The sequence below is a fragment of the Nocardia gipuzkoensis genome (assembly GCF_021183645.1).
GTDB lineage: Bacteria > Actinomycetota > Actinomycetes > Mycobacteriales > Mycobacteriaceae > Nocardia > Nocardia abscessus.
Map to the genome: position 1 here is coordinate 1,907,988 of NZ_CP089225.1, position 17,096 is coordinate 1,925,083.

General features: G+C 68.3%; 21 protein-coding genes. 8 read left to right on the forward strand and 13 right to left on the reverse strand.

Features of this window, described 5'->3' with window-relative positions:
- Positions 1-129: 129 nt before the first annotated feature.
- The 7 genes from LTT66_RS08650 to LTT66_RS08680 all read left to right on the forward strand — a co-directional run bounded on the left by LTT66_RS08650 (position 130) and on the right by LTT66_RS08680 (position 6,221).
- Positions 130-582, forward strand: a complete 453-nt coding sequence (locus LTT66_RS08650) for a hypothetical protein (protein WP_233065744.1) — start codon at positions 130-132, stop codon at positions 580-582.
- On the forward strand, positions 579-3,737 hold the full coding sequence (locus LTT66_RS08655; RefSeq protein ID WP_233065746.1) for a tetratricopeptide repeat protein: 3,159 nt from the start codon (positions 579-581) through the stop codon (positions 3,735-3,737). Before LTT66_RS08650 ends, LTT66_RS08655 begins: the two co-directional genes overlap by 4 nt.
- Before the next feature lie 253 nt (positions 3,738-3,990).
- On the forward strand, positions 3,991-4,422 hold the full coding sequence (locus tag LTT66_RS08660; protein WP_233065748.1) for a hypothetical protein: 432 nt from the start codon (positions 3,991-3,993) through the stop codon (positions 4,420-4,422).
- A 262-nt stretch (positions 4,423-4,684) separates the two neighbouring features.
- Positions 4,685-4,831, forward strand: coding sequence for a hypothetical protein (locus LTT66_RS08665; protein ID WP_195147795.1), 147 nt, complete (start codon positions 4,685-4,687; stop codon positions 4,829-4,831).
- Positions 4,832-5,120: 289 nt separating this feature from the next.
- The gene (locus LTT66_RS08670; RefSeq protein ID WP_233065750.1) at positions 5,121-5,588 is read left to right on the forward strand and encodes a hypothetical protein; all 468 of its coding nucleotides are present in this window, start codon (positions 5,121-5,123) and stop codon (positions 5,586-5,588) included.
- Positions 5,575-5,928 carry a hypothetical protein gene (locus tag LTT66_RS08675; RefSeq protein ID WP_233065752.1) on the forward strand — a complete coding sequence of 118 codons (354 nt, stop codon included), beginning with the start codon at positions 5,575-5,577 and terminating at the stop codon, positions 5,926-5,928. The genes LTT66_RS08670 and LTT66_RS08675 overlap by 14 nt, the downstream gene beginning before the upstream one ends.
- Before the next feature lie 77 nt (positions 5,929-6,005).
- Positions 6,006-6,221: a hypothetical protein gene (locus LTT66_RS08680; protein WP_233065754.1), complete on the forward strand. Its 216-nt coding sequence runs from the start codon at positions 6,006-6,008 to the stop codon at positions 6,219-6,221.
- On the opposite strand, the gene LTT66_RS08685 is transcribed toward LTT66_RS08680, so the two are convergent.
- The 9 genes from LTT66_RS08685 to hemL all read right to left on the reverse strand — a co-directional run bounded on the left by LTT66_RS08685 (position 6,213) and on the right by hemL (position 14,931).
- Positions 6,213-7,262, reverse strand: coding sequence for a hypothetical protein (locus tag LTT66_RS08685; protein WP_233065756.1), 1,050 nt, complete (start codon positions 7,260-7,262; stop codon positions 6,213-6,215). The genes LTT66_RS08680 and LTT66_RS08685 overlap by 9 nt on opposite strands.
- 134 nt (positions 7,263-7,396) lie before the next feature.
- On the reverse strand, positions 7,397-8,050 hold the full coding sequence (locus tag LTT66_RS08690; RefSeq protein ID WP_233065758.1) for a Uma2 family endonuclease: 654 nt from the start codon (positions 8,048-8,050) through the stop codon (positions 7,397-7,399).
- A 126-nt stretch (positions 8,051-8,176) separates the two neighbouring features.
- Positions 8,177-9,142, reverse strand: coding sequence for a c-type cytochrome biogenesis protein CcsB (gene ccsB, locus LTT66_RS08695; RefSeq protein ID WP_233065762.1), 966 nt, complete (start codon positions 9,140-9,142; stop codon positions 8,177-8,179).
- Between the two features lie 2 nt (positions 9,143-9,144).
- The gene (gene resB / locus LTT66_RS08700; protein ID WP_233065763.1) at positions 9,145-10,815 is read right to left on the reverse strand and encodes a cytochrome c biogenesis protein ResB; all 1,671 of its coding nucleotides are present in this window, start codon (positions 10,813-10,815) and stop codon (positions 9,145-9,147) included.
- Positions 10,812-11,654 carry a cytochrome c biogenesis CcdA family protein gene (locus tag LTT66_RS08705; RefSeq protein ID WP_269821999.1) on the reverse strand — a complete coding sequence of 281 codons (843 nt, stop codon included), beginning with the start codon at positions 11,652-11,654 and terminating at the stop codon, positions 10,812-10,814. The genes resB and LTT66_RS08705 overlap by 4 nt, the downstream gene beginning before the upstream one ends.
- Before the next feature lie 40 nt (positions 11,655-11,694).
- On the reverse strand, positions 11,695-11,946 hold the full coding sequence (locus LTT66_RS08710) for a hypothetical protein (RefSeq protein ID WP_181721493.1): 252 nt from the start codon (positions 11,944-11,946) through the stop codon (positions 11,695-11,697).
- The gene (locus tag LTT66_RS08715) at positions 11,943-12,584 is read right to left on the reverse strand and encodes a TlpA disulfide reductase family protein (RefSeq protein ID WP_233065765.1); all 642 of its coding nucleotides are present in this window, start codon (positions 12,582-12,584) and stop codon (positions 11,943-11,945) included. The genes LTT66_RS08710 and LTT66_RS08715 overlap by 4 nt, the downstream gene beginning before the upstream one ends.
- Entirely contained in the window at positions 12,581-13,231 is a 651-nt protein-coding gene (locus LTT66_RS08720) for a histidine phosphatase family protein (protein WP_181721560.1), read from the reverse strand. The genes LTT66_RS08715 and LTT66_RS08720 overlap by 4 nt, the downstream gene beginning before the upstream one ends.
- 380 nt (positions 13,232-13,611) lie before the next feature.
- Positions 13,612-14,931, reverse strand: coding sequence for a glutamate-1-semialdehyde 2,1-aminomutase (hemL, locus tag LTT66_RS08725; RefSeq protein ID WP_408638760.1), 1,320 nt, complete (start codon positions 14,929-14,931; stop codon positions 13,612-13,614).
- A gap of 192 nt (positions 14,932-15,123) precedes the next feature.
- Between hemL and LTT66_RS08730 the strand changes: the two genes are divergently transcribed.
- Positions 15,124-15,510: a hypothetical protein gene (locus LTT66_RS08730; protein WP_195097077.1), complete on the forward strand. Its 387-nt coding sequence runs from the start codon at positions 15,124-15,126 to the stop codon at positions 15,508-15,510.
- Positions 15,511-15,531: 21 nt separating this feature from the next.
- Here the strand turns inward: LTT66_RS08730 and LTT66_RS08735 are convergent, their stop codons facing one another.
- The 4 genes from LTT66_RS08735 to LTT66_RS08750 form a co-directional block, all read right to left on the reverse strand.
- Positions 15,532-15,753, reverse strand: a complete 222-nt coding sequence (locus tag LTT66_RS08735; RefSeq protein ID WP_233065769.1) for a hypothetical protein — start codon at positions 15,751-15,753, stop codon at positions 15,532-15,534.
- 169 nt (positions 15,754-15,922) lie between these two features.
- Complete coding sequence (locus LTT66_RS08740; protein WP_233065771.1) at positions 15,923-16,153, reverse strand: hypothetical protein; 231 nt, start codon at positions 16,151-16,153, stop codon at positions 15,923-15,925.
- A gap of 84 nt (positions 16,154-16,237) precedes the next feature.
- Positions 16,238-16,498, reverse strand: a complete 261-nt coding sequence (locus LTT66_RS08745; protein WP_233065774.1) for a hypothetical protein — start codon at positions 16,496-16,498, stop codon at positions 16,238-16,240.
- Positions 16,495-16,911, reverse strand: a complete 417-nt coding sequence (locus tag LTT66_RS08750; protein ID WP_228820203.1) for a hypothetical protein — start codon at positions 16,909-16,911, stop codon at positions 16,495-16,497. The genes LTT66_RS08745 and LTT66_RS08750 overlap by 4 nt, the downstream gene beginning before the upstream one ends.
- Between the last annotated feature and the right edge of the window lie 185 nt (positions 16,912-17,096).

Consider the following 17,096-nt stretch of genomic DNA (forward strand, 5'->3'; position numbering starts at 1 on the left):
ATCACTTTTGACGCCCTTCCACTGATAAAAATCAAATAGTTCCGCCAAATAACGTTCCGCACGTGCCGAGGCGGCATCAGCTGTCCGTTTCCGGTCGTGTCGTCGGGTGGGTTGGTCGATACTGGAAGCGTGCGGAACAAGCTGTGGGGTGGGGTTCTGATCGTTCTCGGCGTCACCGGGATCGGGCTGGGGATCTGGCTGTTCTTGTCGCTCGGCTTGGACGAGGGTGACAAGCTGGCCAGCGTCGTCGGGATGTTCGTCGGGATCGCGGCGCTGGGCATTTCGATCTATGGCGTGGTCCTGGCACGCCGCGATGCCGGCGCAGCGGCAGCCGGTTCGACCGGCGGGACCTCCATCACCGGATCCGTCATCGGGGGCGGCGTTTCCACGATCACCGACGTCGCGGGGCCGGTCACCATCCGCCGCCGCACACCTGCGCCCGGAGCGGTACCGCCGCCTGCTTCCCGCGCGCCAGGCCGCCCGAGGAGGCAACCGGCTACCGATCTGACGATCACCGACAGCACGGTGGCTGGACGGGTCGACCGTATCCGTGGCGCGGGTTCGGTCGAAATAGACGAATGAAGTTGCGCTGGTGGCGCGATCGTCACCCGGGGCCACAGCTCGCCAACAGCAGCGTCGGCGGCAGCGTCATCGCCATCCGGCACGTCGTCGGTGATGTCACCGTCACCGATCGCGCCGTCGACTCCGGTCACCGGTACTGGTGTGAGCCGTTTCCCCGTGCGGAGAAGCTGCCGGTCGACCAGGCGCGGGCCCAGCCGTCGCTGCTGTTGCAGCCACGCTACAGCGTGGTCCGGTTCCTCGGCCGCGACAGCGAACTCACCGAACTCGACCACTGGCTGGCCACAGCCGAGCCCATCGCGGTACATCTGGTGCACGCCGCGGGCGGAGAGGGAAAGTCCCGGCTGGCCGGTCGATTCTGCGAGAACGCCACCGCCACCGGGTGGGCCGCGTGGCGGGCGATCCACACCACCGAGGCGAGCGGCCTGCCCGGCACCATCGCGTTGACCGACCGCAACGCGGTGCTCCTGGTCGTCGATGACGCACACCGCTGGCCGGTCGCCCACCTGGACTCGCTGGTCACCAATCTGCGCGCGGTCACCGCCACCGGCGGTGTGAAGGCGCGGGTGCTGTTGCTGGCACGCGCCACCGGGTACTGGTGGTCGACCCTGTCTTCTCGCTTGCTCGAACTCGGCGTCGCCACCAGCGTGACGGCACTCGCGCCCTTGGGGTTACGGTTCGACCGCGCGTCGGTCTTCGACAGCGCGGTCACCGGATTCTCCCGGGCGTTGCAGCTGCGCGACTTGCCCGCCAATCGCTACCGGGTCGGCATCGATCTCGGTGACCCCCGGTTCGATTCGGTGTTGTCCATCCATATGGCGGGTCTGGCGGCCATCCATTCCCGCATCCGCAACGTCTCCCCCGGCCACGACCCCGCAGCGGTCTCGGCCTACCTGCTGGGTCTTGAATACACCGACTGGGCCGACCGATTCGAGCGGAAACTCATCACCACCAGCCCCGAGGTCATGCGCCGCGTGGTTCATCTGGCGACCATCACCGGCGGTATGTCCCACTCCGACGCCCGCGCCCTGCTCACCTCGGTCGGGCTGGCGGTCGATGAAGCTCACGCCGGGCGGATCGTCGACGACCACAGCCTCTGTTATCCCCCGACCACGACCAGCGTGCTCACCCCGCTGCAACCCGACCGGCTCGGCGAAGACTTCCTCGCGCTCAACACCCCGGGTAAGCCGGACCGCACCGGCGACGCACTACCGGCCGACCCCTGGACCGTCGACGCCGCACACCAGCTCATCCGGCGCGATGGCGGCGCGACAACACCTTGGGTGAGCGCCGGGATCGTCCGTCTGGTCGAAGCCGCGGGCCGCTGGCCCCACCTCGCACCCACACTGCTGTACCCGAGCCTGCACCGCGACCCCACCCTAGCCGCCGTGACCGGAGGCGCGACGCTGACCCGGCTGGCCGACCTCCCCGGCATCACACCCGACATCCTGACCGCCATCCAGCAGTACCTCACCGACAACCCCGGCCTCGACACCACCACCGCCGCACGAGCACTCGACATCGCGCTGCTTCCGCACCGCATCACCTCGACCACCGACCCGGCCGAGCGAGCCGACCTCTACCGCCGGTACTCCTGGCAGCTGCGCGCCGCCCATCGTTACCACGAGGCACTCAGCGCCGCCGAGCAGGCCGCCGAACTCTACCGATCGCTGAACGACACCGACCCCGACCGCTACGCGCCGTCCCTCGCCGCAGCGCTCGCAATTCTCGGGACCCGGCTGGGCGATGTGGGTCGCCAACATCAGGCACTCGGCCCGGCGCAGGAAGCTGTCGCCCTTTACCGGCAACTGGCGGAAACCCGTGCCGAGACCTACCTGCCCGAACTCGGGAACGCGCTCACCCAGCTCGGGATCCGCTTGGGTCGGTTGGGGCGCAACCACCAAGCACTCGGTGCCGCACAGGAAGGCGTCGACCTCTACCGACGCTTGGCCGAGGCCGATCCCGGCCGCCACCTGCCCCACCTCGCCAGTCCGCTGAACAACCTCGCTTCCCGGTTGGGTGCGCTCGGCCGCCACTACGAGGCACTCGACGCGGTTCAGGAAGCCACCACGCTCTACCGGCAACTCGCCGAGGCCGACCCCGACACCCACTTGCTCAATTTCGCCAGGTCGCTGAACAACCTCGGGATCCGGTTGGGCGAACTGGGCCGACATCAGGAGGCACTCGACGCGGCACAAGAATCCGTTTCCCTCTACCGGCAGCTGGTCGAAGCCGATTTCGACGCCCACCTGCCCGGCCTCGCAGAGACGTTGATGCAACTCGGAATCCGGTTGAGCAGGCTGGGCCACCACCACGAGGGGCTCGAAGCCTCGCAGGAAGGCGTCGGTCTGTACCGGCGCCTGGCGAAAGCCAACCCGGACACCCACCTCGCCAAACTCGCGGAAGCCCTGACAGAGCACAGCTTGGGTTTGGGACGGCTGGGCCGCCATCAAGAAGCACTCGAGACCGCGCAGGAAGGGGTCGTCATCTACCGACGCCTCGCGGAATCCAGCCCGGACACCCACCTGGCGGATCTGACCAGCGCGCTCAACAACCTCGGAATCCGGCTGGGCGAACTCGGCCGCCGCCACGAGGCACTCGAAGCCGTCCGGGATGCCGTCGCCCACTACCGACAACTGGCCGCGGCCAACCCCGAGACCTACTCGCAGAATTTCGCCAGGTCACTGAACAATCTCGGAATCCGGTTGGGCGAACTCGGCCACCACCACGAGGCACTCGAAGCCACACAGGAAGCCGTCTCCCTCAACAGGCGCCTGGCCGAAGCCAATCCGGACACTCACCTACTCGAACTGGCCAAGTCGCTGACCAACCTCGGTGTCCGGTTGAGCAGGCTCGGCCGTCACTACGACGCACTCGAGACCGCGCAGGAAGCCGTCTCCATCAACAGGCGCCTGGCCGAGGTCAACCCGGACACTCACCTGCCGGAACTCGCCGAATCACTTCTGTTCTTCGCCGAGAACACGATCAGAGCCAAAGAGCAGCTACAGCACGGGCTCACCGCCGTCCAGGAAGCGGTCACACTGCTCGAGGCTCAGGTCGATCAGGTGCCCGAGGCATACCGATTCCGGCTCGTGCAAGCCCGCCGGGCCCGCAGCGACCTGCTCCAGCAGCTCTCCACCGAATGGCGCGCGCCGTAACCGTCGGAAGACACGCCGCGCGGCCTCGATCGGTTTGTCCTTGATGGACAAAACCGTTGTGGCTCAGCTCATAACGTCTCCCCCGGCCCCGACGCCGGGGTGAGCGGGCCGATTCCTCATTCTCGGCCGCGCCAGCGCAGTACGGACCGCTGGCTGGGGTTGACGCCCTCGGCGTCGGGTGCTTTCCAATCAGATGGCAGGGAGGCGCAGGGGAATGAATGCCGGTAGGGGGCAAGGATTGTATTCGGCGGGGATGTCCGATCTGGAACGGATGGCGGCGTTCCTGAAAGACGAGTCGACACCCTTGCGGGGGGCGTTGACGGACGCGCGAGATCCGCTGGCGATCGGGTTGCGGTGCTCGGCGGTCGCGGATGCCGATGCGGTGGGCAATCAGGCGACGATCGAGACATTGGCGCGGCAGCACGGGTACACCCTGGCTTCTACGTATGTATCTGCCCCGCAAACGGTGCCGTTGGTTGTGATCGCGAGTGTGCTGGAAATGGTGCACGTGGCCCGCGCGGGCGCGGTGATCGTTCCGGGGATGGCGCATCTGGGCGGGTCGGTCCCGGTCGAGTTCACGCGGGTGTGCAGTGTGATCATGCCGGGGCATGTGATGCTCGGCCGAACTTTGTACCCGCCTCCACCAACGTCCGGCGACAACACGGACGCGGAGGCGCAGAGGTGAGCGCGGCAGGCGTAGGGAGCTTCGATCTGACGACCCCGCACGGGCGATGCGCTTTCCACAAGATGGTCTGTCAGCTCCCGGCCGAGATCGAACCCGAAGCCCTCGGCCGAATCGTCGTGCGGGCGGGTTCGATTGTCTGGGGTGTGTCGGCGCCCGAGCCACCAGCAGCCACCCGAATCGCGGTGTCATGAGCGGCCACACCCGATCTCCGCACCCAGAGGAACCCGACGTACACCTGTCGGTTTATCTGCACGACCAGCGAATGGACTTCGCAGCATGCCTGACCGCCGCACTCGTATTCGTCCAAGACTGGAACGCCCGCCACCGCCCCGGCGCGGTAACCGTCCTCCCCGGCAACCCGACCGGCCTCCCCCGCCTCCCCAACGAACGGCTGTACCTCGAATCCTGACCAGCCCAGTCCGAGGCGGCCCTCGGTTCATCCCATTCGTCTCATCGCGGCCTTGCGCCTTTGGTGCCCACAGCGGCGGAGCGAAGTGGCCGGAGTCACTCGAGAAAGCCGATCGAGGTGGAACCGAAATCGTGACCGATCCGTCGAAGGATGTTGAGAAGCAATGAAGTTGGGCTCGAGGGTCGCACACTTCCACTCCGAGCCGCATAGGGCGCTGATGCGCCGTAACTGGGGAAGCAACAGAGTTGCAAGTAGGCACCGATCCGGTGCGGCGACGTGGGGAGTCGAGTTGAAGATACGCGCATTGGTAATCACCACGGCAGCGGTGGTCACCCTGATCGTTGGTGTGGTCCAGGGTCCGCTCGCTTACGCCTCTTTTCCCTGGGGAGCGTGCGGAGTCAGCTCGCCCGCGGACAAGGTGGTCACAACCTTCGGCAATTGGAAACTGTTGTGTGGGGACGAAGGCTCAGGTTATCGGCACATCCAGCAGAGGCACATGAGCGAGTGGGAAGGCCTCGCGGCGATCGAAGGTCGCAATTGGAGGGACATCGCCGACATGGCTATCGCCAAATCCCATGACGCACCTGACTGGCATGGCCCGGTCGGCGGCGGCAAGTACTGTTACACGGGGCAGATCTATCTCGTCAACCGCACCACCGGTGCGATAGCCAAGACGGTTCAGCCCACTGTGGTCGTGAACGAGGAAGGCAGGGTCATCACCGCCTACCCTGGAGGAGCCTGTGGTGGAAAAGCCTGAGCCCAGCTTGGATGAACTCACCGATTCGGTGATTCGTGCCGGTACCGAGTGGGGATACCAGTTCGGCCGCGACGATGCCGGTCGGTTGCAACTTACGTCTGTCGGCGAATCGCCGGTGGTGCCCCCTATCGAGTTCCGGTTCACCGACCAGGAACTCCGCGGCTACTACTCGCGCCTCGCGGCGAAGGCGGGCACCCCCAATGGCGAGAGCACACCGTGGAAGACGTGGATGGTCCTGATGTCGACTCACCTCAGCGAGGCCGTCTACAAGGCGGGGGTACTGGACCAGCCGTGCGCCATCGTGATCGATAAGGCTGGATTTTGGGCCGAACCAGCGTAGCCGGACGGGTGTCACGCTTTTCGCCGATCACCCGCATGCGCCGCGGCTGTTGGCTTCCGATCCTGATGTGCCTGGCCGTGCTCGGCACCAGCGGATGTCTCGGCGCGGTTGATCGTGCGGACTTCGAGAAGCAGATACGCACACGCGGCGGTGGACTCGTCAACACACTGCCACGCGATGCCATCGCCGCACTCACCAAGCGGCTGGGCACCGCCGATCCGCAAGCGAACGTCGTCCTCCTCACCGCACCGAACTCGACCCAGTTCCGGCTGGTCGCGCAATACTCAAGATGAGGAAAGGCCCACCAGCACGGGTTCGGGCATGAACATCGGCGACGATAGGCCCCTACGGCGGAGTAGGGCGGCGTCCTGCTCGCGATTCGGCTTCACTTCGATCGCACGCACGTGTCCATAGCGACCGCTGGTCTCGTCGCGGAACTGGTAGGTCGGCACTACCTGGAGATCATCCGCGGTTGCGAATGTCGTACCGCCCCAGCTCAGAACGACGAGATCGGTTTCCCCGACGGTTCCCTCGACCCGGTACAGCGGCGCGAACCTGTGGGCGAACATACCCCGCCGAACGGACACCGACGTGATTTCGAACAGGCCGGCGGCCCGACCGCTGTCGATGGTGGATAGCGCGGCGGGCCACGGCTCAGTAGCGCCGATGGGCGTGAAGTCGTGGTTCTGCCGGAAATCATGCCTGTGGTCGAACTCCGCGAGGGACGCCTGCCTATCGACCACGCCACAAATCTGCGTCAGGTCGGGACGGGTGAATCCACGTGCGGCCATGTAGAAACCGATCAGGTTCGACGGTAGATCCTCCTGGGCATACGACGACTGTCCCAGCAGGTCGGTCCACGCCTGCTGAGCCTCGAAGTCGACCGACAGCCGCTTGAATATCGCCAGCGCGACCTGCAGCACTTCTTCACCGGAGAGTGCGCGCAGCAACCGCACCTGCACCGAGGCGCTCGAAAGTACCGTTCCGAATTCGGACACCATGGTGGGGCTGGCGAATTCTCCCCGGGATGCGGTGCCGAACGCGTCCGAGGCTTGGCGTACTCGGCTGATCAGATCGACTGCCAGGTGCGGTGATGCGTGGTCCCAGTCGATCCACCCGCACCGCGTCGAGAAGTCGTACCGGCCTTGTTCGACCCCGGTTCGGCGCGGCACTCGCTGCACTACCGGCACCGCTGCGCTGAACAGGCCGGCGGTGGCCCGGTTACCAACGGCACGCTGAAGCCCGGTCACCCAGTGCTGCCGGCCGACGGGTTCCCGTGCGACATGAGGATCGGTCAAGCGATCAGACCGCCGCATCGCACGCTCATGGGTCACGGATGAAATGTATGTGCATCCGCTCATCGCCGCAGGTACCCGATAGCCATGCGCGCGGACAACGATCTCTGCCCGATCGGGCAACGCTGATCGACGTTCACGAAAGCTGCCTGGAGGGGACGGACCCAGCTCCATCAAAATTCGAGTTCGGTCCAGGGGATGGTGATCGGGAACGGGAAGTCGAACTCGATTCCCTCCGGGTTCTGGTGCGTCCACTCGGCGGCGAGGATGTAGTTGGCGGCGCGGAGTGGGGGGACCCCGTCCGGGAGCTGAGCATGGCCGACGTCGAGGCCGTAAGCGCGAACGGTGGCGATCGCGCTGATCTCGCGGGCCAACGTCACCTCCCAGTACCACGGGATGCCCGCGCCGGCGTAGCGCCCTTTCTTCGCCTCGATGTCCGTCTGCGTATTGGACGGGGACAACACTTCGCCGACCAGCAGGACATCACTCCCGCGCACGTCCTGATAGGGGGAATCGAGGCAGCGGTGGACCAGGAAGTCCGGCGTCAGGAAGTTCGATTTCCCGGTGCGACCCAGGAATACGTCGGTTTCGAAGTTGACACGCCAGCACTGTTCCGGCTCGTCCGACATCGACTTTCGTGCGCAACGTTCGATCGAATTCGTCAGCCGACGTGTGAAGACCTGGTGTTCGCCGGGCCCACGCCGTACCCAGACCACATGACCGTCCCACAACTCGATCTGCTCCGCGATCTCCTCGGGGAGCCGCTCCAACTCCTCCCACGTCATCGACTGGGGAAGGTCGGGCCGTTCGAAGCGCGGCAGCGACATGCCGCAATGGTAGTAGCCGGCACCGCCCATACGGCTGCCTGTTTCTCGGCCAGACCCCGAAGAGGTACAAAGCCGAGCGGCCCGAGCGAACAGCTCCCCAGAGGGGAACGCAAGGGTCCGAGCGGGTCAGTTCAACCCCGCGTACGAATGCAACCCGCTGATCACCATGTTGATGATGAACAAGTTGAACAGCATGGCGACGAAGGCGGCGATGTTGATCCAGGCGGCCTTGGTGTCGCGCCAACCCGAGGTGGCGCGGGCGTGCAGGTAGGCGGCGTAGAGAACCCAGGCGATGAAGGAGCAGGTTTCCTTCGGGTCCCAGCCCCAGAAGCGGCCCCAGGCGGCCTCGGCCCAGATGGCGCCGAGGATGACGCCGGCGCCGAACAGCGGGAAACCGATGATGGTGGTCTTGTAGGCCAACCGGTCCAGGGTGCGGGCGTCGGGCAGGCGGCGGGCGATGGCGCCGAGGATGTTGTCGGACTCCTCGCCGTCGGGCTGGCGCAGGCGGTACAGGAAGAGCATGCTCGCCACGCCCGCGAACAGGAACACGCCGCTGCCGATCGCGACGATGGTGACGTGCAGCGGCAGCCAGAACGACCGCAGCGCGGGCACCACCGGCGCGGCGTCCGCGTAGAGCACGGTGCCCGCGAGGAACAGCAGGAGCAGCACCGGCACCAGCACGAACGCCCAGATACCGCGGTAGCGCTGATCGCGCAGGAACACCAGACCCACCAGCACGGCGGCGGCAGTGGCCATGGTGACGAACTCGTACATGTTGCCCAGGGGGAAGCGGTCGGTCGCGAAGCCGCGCAACACGATCGCGCCCACGTGCAGCGCGATCGCGACGATCAGCACCGAGAACGCCATGTTGCCCAGCCGCTCCGACAGCGGCCGCCGCGCGGGCTCGACGATGCGTCCCGGCCCCTGCGGTGTCGATCCGCCGCCCACCGTCACCAGCTCGCGCTCGGCGACCTGGCGGCTGCGCGCCGTCGCGTACTGCCAGATCAGCAGCACCAGCACCAGCGCGTACACCACGATCGCCGTTTTGAACGCGAAATCGCTGTACCTGGCGATGGTCTCGTCGATCGGCATGGTCACTCTCCCGTGGTCTCGGCGCGCCGCGCCGCGGTGGTCTCTGCGCCGGTGTCGAGCAGGCGGGCGCGCAGCCGGTCGAACTCGCCGCCCCAACCCGCCTGGTCGGTCCTGGCGAGCCCACCCATCTCTACTACAGTGCGTCGTTGGTCAACGGTACCGGCTGCGTTCTCGGCCGGGTACACCCGCACCCAGATCCGGCGGCGCTTGACCAGCAGCGAGACCAGCAGGCCCGCCATCATCAGCAACGCGCTCACCAGCACCCACTGCTGGGCGGGGTCGTGCGAGACCTGGAGATTCACGAACTCTTGCGCGCCGTCGAAGGTGACCTTGGTGCCGTTCGGCAGGGTGGCCGACTCGCCCGGACGCAGATTGACCCTGGCCTCCTTGGCCAAGCGCCCCTGTTTGACCTGCTCCGGATCGAGGGCGAACAACGACTGCGGCTTTCCGGTGTCCAAGCCGGTGTCACCGCGATAGATGTCGACCGCGACGGCCGGATCGTTCATCGCGGGAAACGCCGAGGTCAGCAGAGATCCGTGGAACATCGCGGTGGGCGCGAACAGCCCCTCGATCGCGATCTGGTTCTTGCGGCGCTCCTCGTCGGTGGCGTACATGCCGCCGGGCGGGTCGATCCGCAGCACTCCGCTGGACAGGAACGTCGACGCGTCGTCGGGACGCCACTGGATGGACTCGGTGCGGGTCTGGCCGTTCGGGAAGGTGACCGTGAAGGTCGGTGCGTAGCCGTGGCCTTGCAGGTAGAGCCGGTCGCCCGCGACGCGCAGCGGGTGGTTGACCTGCACCCGGGTGTCGCGCCAAGTGTTGTCGCGCAGGTCGTCGCCCGCCTGGTAGGCGAGGTTCGCGGTGAACATCTCGGCTTGCCCGTTGGGCAGGTAGTCGGCCTGGAAATCCTTGACTCGCACGCAGATCGGCGTCATGCCGGTGCCGTCGTTGACGTTGCCCGCCTTGAACGAGTCGAACACCGCGGGCGATGTGGTGCAGAAGCCGGGTCCGTTGTTCGCCAGCACGATGACGCTGCCCTCGTAGCCGAACAGCTTGCCCGCCGCGATGGCGACCAGCAGTCCGACCAGTGCGAGGTGGAACACCAGGTTGCCGAGTTCGCGGGTGTAGCCCTTCTCCGCCGACAGCGCCACTTCGTCCTCGCGGGTGCCGGGACGCACCTCGGTGCGCCAGCCGCGCAGCTGCGCGCGGGCGTGATCGATCACTGCCCCGGGCGACTGCTCGACGCGGCCCGAGTAGTGGTGCGGCAGTCTGGTCAGATTGCGCGGCGCCCGCACCGGCGGCGTGCGCAGGGCGCGGTAGTGGTCGACCGTGCGCGGCAGGATGCAACCGACCAGGGAGATGAACAACAGCACGTAGACGGCCGTGAACCAGAAACTGGAGAACACGTCGAACAGTTCGAAGCGGTCCATCCACGGGCCGAGCGTGGGCCGGTCGGCGATGTACTGCTCGACCTTCTGCTCGTTCAAGTTCCGCTGCGGCAGCAGCGCGCCGGGAATCGCGGCCAGGGCGAGCAGGAACAGCAGCACCAAAGCGGTGCGCATGCTGGTGAGCCCGCGCCATGTGTTGCGCAGGAACGCCCAGGCCCGTCGGGCAAGCGATGGGCGCGGAGGCCGCGCGGGCGTGTCGATCGGCGGCTGGTCGGTCACGGTCATATCGGCAAGGTCACCTCGGAGACGAACGCATCGCGCACCCAGGCGACGAACTGGTCCCATGCCCCGGTGACCAGCGCGGCGCCGACCGCGACGAGCAGCATGCCCCCGATGATCTGGATGGTGCGGGAATTGCGGCGCAGCCAGCCGACCCCGCGCAGCGCGCTCGCCGACCCGAACGCGAGCACGACGAACGGCAGACCCAGGCCGAGGCAGTAGGCGACGATCAGGGCGACCCCGCGCACGGCCGTCGTCCCGTCGGTGCCCGCGGCCACCGCCATGACGCCCGACAGGGTCGGGCCGAGACAGGGCGTCCAGCCCAGTGCGAACACCCCGCCCAGCAGCGGCGCGCCCACGAGGCTGGTGAGCCTGCGCGGCTCCATCCGGGTGTCGCGCTGCAAGGCGGGCACCAGGCCGATGAACACCAAGCCCATCAGGATCGTCACCACGCCGCCGATGCGTTGCAGCAGTTCCCGATTCACGTTGAGGGTCTGGATGACGCCGAATACCGTCGCGGTGGCGAGCACGAAGACCACGGTGAAACCGGCGACGAACAGCCCGGCCGCACCCGCGACCCGCATCCGTCCGGTGCGCAGCGATGGGGCGGCGGTCACCGTACCCGCCCGCGCGGAGCCGGTTGCGGTGGCCTCGGCGACGGTGACGGGCGGCGCCTCCGCACCGACCAATCCGGCCAGGTAGGACAGGTATCCGGGCACCAGCGGCACCACACACGGCGAGGCGAACGACACCAGACCCGCGAGCAGGCACGCGCCGAGCGCCAGCAGCAGCGGCCCGGAGGCCGCTGTCTGCTGGAACGAATCACCGACTCCGGCGAGCACCATCACAGGTCCTCACCGGTACCGGGCGCGGTGTGCTCGAAGCTCACACCGATTCCTCCCGCGTGTCCTCCGCCGATCGGGCGGCGCGGCGCAGCGAGACCTTCCGCTCGGTGGCGGCGGGCTCCTCGGCTCCGTCGAACACGGCGAAGTCCAGCAGGGATTCGGCGGCGACGCTGCGCGGCACGGTGGCGATACCCGCCCACCGGTCGTCGACGGCCCATCCGCCGCCGATACGTCGGGCGCCCTGCCGTGGCCGACAGGCACGCAGGTGGCGGGTACGGCGGTCGCGATTCACTGTGATTCCTCCGCGGCGATGCTTTCGATTACCGGTTGTAGATCCTCGGCGAGCAGGGACCGCAGGAAGACCGCGGCGACCCGGTGTTGCCGGTCGAGGACGAGCGTGGTGGGGATGACACTGGTCGGGAAGTTCCCGCCGAGCGCCAAGAGCGTGCGCATCGACGGGTCGTAGATGGACGGGTAGCCGACCTTGTTGTCGACCACGAAGTCTTGGGCCTTGTCCTGTTGCGGATCGCGGACGTTGATCCCGAGGAAGGCGACACCCTTGTCCTTGGTCGCCTCGTAGACCTTCTCCAGGGCGGGCGCCTCTGCGCGGCACGGACCGCACCACTGGCCCCACAGGTTGAGGACGACGACCTTGCCCGGGTAGTCCGCGACCGAAATCGTCTTACCGGCCGTCATCAGGTCCGGACCGGCCAGTTCACCGATGGTGCCGCGCGCGGCGGGCGGGTCGTAGCGGATGTCGGTCTTGCCCCCGGGCGAGACGAATTCGAAGGTGCCGCCCGAGGCCACCGCGTCCGAACCGGTCGAGCAACCCGCGAGCGCGGCGACGAGCGCCACGCACACGAGCAGCACCGGCAGCACCCGCCCGGTGCGTTTCGCGGGCGGGTCACAGAACGCGGTGGAGCGGATCATGCGCCGTGTACCGAGGGGTCCGAGCCGCCTGCGGGCTCGGAGTAGACGATGTCGACGAGGGTGTCGCCCTGGTAGACCAGCGAGGTCAGCGACGCGAGGGAGCACTGCCGCTGGCGCGGGTCGTGCCAGAGGCGCTGCCCCTGGAGGAACCGCCGCAGCGTCCACACCGGCAGCTGATGCGACACCAGCACCGCCTCGCGCCCGGCCGCTTCGACGCGGGCTTTGTTCACCGCCGCGAGCATGCGATGCGCGATCTGCAGATAGGGCTCGCCCCAGGACGGGGTGAAGGGGTCGCGCAGCTTCCACCAGTGCCGCGGCTTGCGCAGCGCGCCGTCGCCGACCGAGACGCGCAGGCCCTCGAAGGTGTTGCCCGCCTCGATGAGGTTCTCGTCGGTGCGCACGATCACGTCGTGCTGGGCGGCGATCGGCTCGGCGGTCTCCTGGGCGCGCTGCAGCGGGGAGGCGATGACCAGCGCGATGTCGTGATCGGCCAGGGTCCGCGCGACGGCGGCGGCCTGCGCCCGCCCGGCCACCGAAAGGCTGAAGCCGGGCAGGCGGCCGTAGAGGATGCCGTTCGGGTTGTGCACCTCGCCGTGCCGCAGCACGTGCACGATGGTCTCGACCGGTGCGGTGCCGCCGTCGTGCACCCGCTCGGTGGTGTGGGTCCGGCCGTCGGCGCGTTCGACCGGCTCGGTCCCGTTGGCCTCGTCCCCGGCAGAGGCGGTATTGCCTCCCTTGTCCCCCTTGCGCGCCGCCACGACCTGCGCGTCCGACGACGCGGCGGCCGCGGCGAACTGGGCGCCCGCGTCGACCAGGGTCGATGCCGCGGGCTCGGCGGTCGCGGTCTGCGCCCCGGCGCTCGCGGCGGCGAATTGCTCACCCGCGTCGATCACGGTGGCTTCCGCGCCGGGATCGACGGCCGGCGCGGCGGCCACGGCGGTCGCGCCGTTCGTCACGGGCGCGTCCGGCTCGGCGGATGGCTTGGTTAGCTCGCGCCGGGCGGCATCGGGCTGATCGAGGTCGGAGGTCACGCGCGGGATCCTTCGGGGGTGGCGGCCGCCGCCGCGTGCGCGGCGGCGGGCAAGGCGGCAGCGATACGGTCGAACGCGTCCTCGTCGAGCGCCGCGGAGACGAACCATGCTTCGAACGCGCTCGGCGGCGCGTACACGCCGCCGTCGAGCAGGGCGTGGAAGAACGCTGGGTAGCGCCAGGTCTCGCTCGACTTGGCGGCGGCGTAGTCGGTGACCGGGCGTTCGGCGAAGAACACGCTCACCATATTGCCCGCGAACTGGACCTGGTGCTCGACCCCTGCGGTGGTCAGGGCGGAGGTGAACAGATCGCCGAGCCGCTGCGCGTTGCGATCCAGCGCCGCGTACACCGCGTCGTCGGCCGCGCGCAGCGTGGCGAGGCCCGCGGCCACCGCCACCGGGTTACCGGACAGCGTGCCGGCCTGGTAGACGGGCCCGAGCGGCGCGAGATGGTTCATGATCTCGGCGCGTCCGCCGAACGCCGCGGCGGGCAGGCCGCCGCTCATCACCTTGCCGAAGGTGTAGAGATCGCCCGCGACGCCTTCCCGGCCGAACCAGCCCGCACTGCTGACGCGGAAGCCGGTCATCACCTCGTCCATGATGAGCAGCGCACCGTGCTCGGCGGTGAGCGCGCGCAGGCCGGCGTTGAATCCGGGCAGCGGCGCGACCGCACCCATGTTCCCCGCCGCCGCCTCGGTGATCACGCAGGCGATCGCACCGGGGTTCGCGGCGAACGCGGCGGCGACGGCGTCCAAGTCGTTGTAGGGCAGCACGATGGTGTCGGCCGCCTGCGCGCCCGTCACGCCGGGTGAGGTGGGCAGTCCGAGGGTGGCGACGCCGGAGCCCGCGTCGGCGAGCAGCGCGTCGACGTGGCCGTGATAGCACCCCGCGAACTTGATGATCTTGGTGCGGCCGGTGTAGCCACGGGCCAGCCGGACCGCGCTCATGGTGGCCTCGGTACCGGAGTTCACCAGCCGGACCCGTTCCACCGGCGCGACCCGCCGCACGATCGCCTCGGCGAGTTCGATCTCGGCCTCGGTCGGCGCGCCGAAGGACAGGCCGCCACCCGCCGCGCGACGCACCGCCTCCACGACCGCGGGGTGCGCGTGGCCGAGGATCATCGGCCCCCAGGAGCAGACCAGGTCGACGTACTCGTTGCCGTCGGCGTCGACGAGTGTGCAGCCGGCGGCCGATGCGATGAATCGCGGTGTGCCGCCGACGGATCGAAATGCCCGCACCGGAGAGTTGACGCCGCCCGGAATCACCGAGCTCGCCCGGTCGAAGAGCTGAGCGGAAACCGGCACCGCTGCACTGGTCACGCGCGGAGAAGAACTCACGCGTTCCAGTCTCGCAGCACCTGGAAATCGATTCGACGACAGGGTGTAGTGCAGTGACGCAGGCCGCAGCCGCCCGGCAACACGCCGAGGTGAGGTTCGCGCGAATTTCGATCGCTGAACGGTTGCCGGTGCGTAGTCTCAGCACACATTCGTCCATCGTTCGGGAGGGTCTGCATGCGGATTGCCATCGTCAGCGCGGGTGTGCTCACCGTCGTCGCGGGGGCCATCGCGGCTCTCGGCGCCGGGTCCGCCGCCGCGCAGCCGTTCGATCAACTCGATCAGGCGCGGCTGGCCATCCCGCTGGATCACACGGCGACCACCGCGCTGGCAGGCGGACCCATTCCGGCGCTGGTCACCATGGTGGTCCCGCCCAACCGGATCGGCGCCGGGCTGAAAAGCGATTCCGCGATCTACCGCGACGAGCGCGGAGCGGTGTACGCCACATTGCGCCAAGTGGTCCTCGAAGCGGCCAGCCATCCCGACGGGACGGTCACCGTCTATCTGAACGCGCCCGGCGCCCGCAACGGCCGTGTGCTGGATATCTACCAGCACTGGAACTGAGCGGGCGCCGCGCCGCAGTCGTCAGGCGTACATGCAGGGGACCTGCGCCGACATGGTGTGCAGGAAGCACATGAACCCGTTGTAGGGGCCGGCGGAACCGGTATCGGGCACGAGGATCGGCGCGTCGACCGGGCTCGCGTCCTCCAGTGGCAGTCCCGGGCTCGCGCCGGCGGGCCCGGCCCCCATCCCGAGGGCGGCGGCCACGGCAAACGCGGCACAGATCTTCACGGCGAACCGGTTCATCAAACACTTTCCTTCATCGACGCACGTTCCAACTACGGCCGAAATACTAACGGCCCCAGGGCCATTCCAGCCAAAGCGCGCGGTCGACGGGCGTCGGGCACCGGACGCCGCGCGGTTGCACGGTAACCCGTCGGCGCGCCGGACGCAGCGGTTCGCAGGCAATCCGTGGCTACGTGATGCCCAGGCAGAACATGGCGAACCCGGTGGTCACCAGGCACGCCAGCGGCGTGGGCAGCGCGTGCAGCAACGGCGCGGGCGGCGTGGCGGCGAAGACCGGTGTCACCGGGACAGGCTCTGCCGCAACGGCTTCGGCGGACGCGGGGGCGGGGGCGAGCGCTGCCGCGCCGACCACACCGGCCGCCAACGCGCCGAAAAGTGTTCGCTGGACAGTTGGTTTCATGTGATCGGCGTTCCCGCGATCCGCAGGATCAAACGGCCGCGGGAGAACTCGCGCCGACCCGCGCACCGAGTGGACGTCCGCCGATCAGGCGGCAGCCCGGGCGCCACGCAGACCGCGCACGAGCCGCGCCACTGCGTCGATGGCCAGGACCCCGGCCACCGCGACGAGTACGGCGGCCAGCAGCCACCAGGGCGCGATGTAGCGGGTGGCGGTGAAACCAGGCGCGTCGCCCAGCGGCGGGAAATCGGTGGTGCGCACACCGGCGCGCGCGCCGAGTACCGCGCCCACGAGGGCGAGCACGATCAGATCCAGTTCCACGAACACCGCGACGATCCAGCGTCTCAACGGTCCACTCCGTCCGCACTGCGCTCGAGGGCTTCGGTCAACGCCGTACGCAACGCCCGGTGGTCTTTCGCCCAGGCCTGCACCAGGCTGCCGTCGGCCAGCCGCAGCCCGATTCCGGTGCGGCGGCGCGGCACGCCGGTCAGCTCACCGAGCGCCCGCGCGGACTCCCACTCTTCGTCGTCCCAGGAGTCCTCGTCGCGCTCCGGGAGGACGTCGGCGATCGAACTCAGCGGCAGCGACTCGGTGCCCGAACGCAGCGTCTCCGGCGTCAGCTCGACGCTGACGTGCCGCTTGCCCGCCATCACCTGCAGCGCGACGAAACCCGCGATCAGCGCGGCACAGAACAGCAGGGCGAACCAGTGCAGGGCACCACCCGTGACGAGTTCGAGAGCGAGAACGGCCAGGCACAGCATCGGCCCATAGGCGACCGCGCGCCAGCGGGCGCCCGGTTCGGTGAACAAGACGGTCACGCCGGCCCCTTCGCGACAGCGGGCGGCAGCACGACGGAAAGCGAGATCAGCGAGTCAAGCCGGGCAGCAACAGCACGGCGACGGTCAGCACGGCGAACAGAATCAGCAGGCTCAAGACGGCCAGGTCC

Bases quoted from the DNA above. Each gene is read 5' to 3' on its own strand.
- LTT66_RS08655 (WP_233065746.1), top strand. From the start codon at position 579: ATGAAGTTGCGCTGGTGGCGCGATCGTCACCCGGGGCCACAGCTCGCC.
- LTT66_RS08660 (WP_233065748.1), top strand. From the start codon at position 3,991: ATGTCCGATCTGGAACGGATGGCGGCGTTCCTGAAAGACGAGTCGACA.
- LTT66_RS08665 (WP_195147795.1), top strand. From the start codon at position 4,685: ATGGACTTCGCAGCATGCCTGACCGCCGCACTCGTATTCGTCCAAGAC.
- LTT66_RS08690 (WP_233065758.1), bottom strand. From the start codon at position 8,050: ATGTCGCTGCCGCGCTTCGAACGGCCCGACCTTCCCCAGTCGATGACG.
- ccsB (WP_233065762.1), bottom strand. From the start codon at position 9,142: ATGCCGATCGACGAGACCATCGCCAGGTACAGCGATTTCGCGTTCAAA.
- resB (WP_233065763.1), bottom strand. From the start codon at position 10,815: ATGACCGTGACCGACCAGCCGCCGATCGACACGCCCGCGCGGCCTCCG.
- LTT66_RS08705 (WP_269821999.1), bottom strand. From the start codon at position 11,654: ATGGTGCTCGCCGGAGTCGGTGATTCGTTCCAGCAGACAGCGGCCTCC.
- LTT66_RS08715 (WP_233065765.1), bottom strand. From the start codon at position 12,584: ATGATCCGCTCCACCGCGTTCTGTGACCCGCCCGCGAAACGCACCGGG.
- LTT66_RS08730 (WP_195097077.1), top strand. From the start codon at position 15,124: ATGCGGATTGCCATCGTCAGCGCGGGTGTGCTCACCGTCGTCGCGGGG.
- LTT66_RS08735 (WP_233065769.1), bottom strand. From the start codon at position 15,753: ATGAACCGGTTCGCCGTGAAGATCTGTGCCGCGTTTGCCGTGGCCGCC.
- LTT66_RS08740 (WP_233065771.1), bottom strand. From the start codon at position 16,153: ATGAAACCAACTGTCCAGCGAACACTTTTCGGCGCGTTGGCGGCCGGT.
- LTT66_RS08750 (WP_228820203.1), bottom strand. From the start codon at position 16,911: ATGCTGTGCCTGGCCGTTCTCGCTCTCGAACTCGTCACGGGTGGTGCC.